Here is a 1558-nt window from a genome sequence, read left to right as displayed (position 1 = left end):
TTAAAATTTATAAAATGATTCTACTGTATTTATTAGGGGGCTATTGTCTTGAAAAAGTCAAAAAAATTAACGAAATCTTCGGCTTCGGCTTCTGCTTCAGCTTCTGATTCTCGTAGAGTTAATCAAAAAGCCTTGAGGGGAGTACCAATATTTTATGAGCAGGTTAAGCAAAAATATACGATTACTTTAACTCCTGAATTGAATCAGCAAATAATTGAGGAGGCTAAGGAAAAAAATACGAGTAAATCTGAGTTAATTGAAACTGTTTTTCGTCAACGATATGGAATGACTCATACTAATCTCAATGATAATCTATTTGAGGATTAGTCTAATTTTTAAATTCCTTCGATCGATCATCTACAGACTTTGATTTTTTGTTATTATCTAGTTAGTAACAAAGTTAAGACCTATTGATTATCTTATGCCGAGTTCGTTGCCGAAATATTCTGGGTTGATTACTGAGCATCAGGCTTCAATCCTTGATGAGTTTATCGCCCTTCATGAGGGGATTTCTAAAGCGAGGGTTTTAGGGAGGTTATTAGAGGCTTGGCAGGATGCTGGTAAGCCCATTTTGGGAGACAGGGATGCAACTATCCACGATCTAGCTTTGCAGTTTGAGCGGTTAGATTTAGATGTTTTAGTGGCACAAAAGGTACGGGAATATTTGGATATTCACCTAAATTCCTTAGTTAATAACTTAGTAGAGAATAAGTTAAGACCCATATCTAATCTAGATGAGACGGAAATAGTAATAGATGAGAACTTAGTTAAGAATGGGTTATTAACTAATGATTTGGAAGAAGATGAAAATTTGGCACAGGGTAATATTGCTGATGATGATGATGATGATGATGATGATGATGATGATGATGATGATGGAGAGTTAAAAGTACTCCCTGACAAGGATAAGGATAAGGATAAGGATAAGGATGAGAAGGAAGTTGTTTTTCTACCAGTGCAAGGTGAGGGTGAGGGTGAGGGTGAAGGTGAAGGCGACGGTGAGGATAAGCAACGCCTTGGGGATAAACAGAAAGGAGAATCTGACCAAGTTGATAACTTAAATAAAGAGGATAGTAATGAAGATACTAACCAAGTTAATAACTTAAATAAAGAGGATAGTAACAAAGATACTAACCAAGTTGAGAAGGTAAGTGAGGAGGATATATCTCCAACTGAACAGGGTCATAATTTAGTTAGTAATAAAGTTAGTAGCAAGGTAAGTAAGAATGATGAAGGGAAACTAGAAGTCAACGATTCTTCTACACCAACTATTACGGAAGAAAATCCTGTTTCTCAATTAGTTAATATTGAGGGTAAGAACGAAGTTAAGAACCAAGCCGATGTGAGTCATATTCCTGCGGACTTTTTGGCTTTACCAAAGGATAAGGTGGAAACTAAGGTATTGGCTGAGGCTCTCGGTTTTAAGTCTTCTGCAAGGCTTACTGATTTGGCTAGTGGCAAAAATAAAAAAGTACCTTTCCCTGAGTTTTGGGATTATTTGTCGTACAAAAAAAATATCAAAACTGATAATCTAGATAAAAGCATTAACTTACAATAC

The 1558-nt window shown here is 35.9% G+C and carries 2 protein-coding genes; both read left to right on the top strand.

Features of this window, described 5'->3' with window-relative positions; genetic code table 11:
* Window positions 1-48: 48 nt before the first annotated feature.
* The gene (locus ACN4EE_RS23245; RefSeq protein ID WP_431708883.1) at window positions 49-327 is read left to right on the top strand and encodes a hypothetical protein; all 279 of its coding nucleotides are present in this window, start codon (window positions 49-51) and stop codon (window positions 325-327) included.
* Between the two features lie 94 nt (window positions 328-421).
* Window positions 422-1558, top strand: a 1137-nt coding sequence (locus tag ACN4EE_RS23240; protein ID WP_431708882.1) for a hypothetical protein, incomplete at its 3' end; no start/stop codon positions are given.

This window comes from Geminocystis sp. CENA526, assembly GCF_050753365.1.
GTDB lineage: Bacteria > Cyanobacteriota > Cyanobacteriia > Cyanobacteriales > Cyanobacteriaceae > Geminocystis.
Note: the sequence above shows the minus strand (reverse complement) of the source record. Positions and strands in the feature narration are given on the sequence as shown.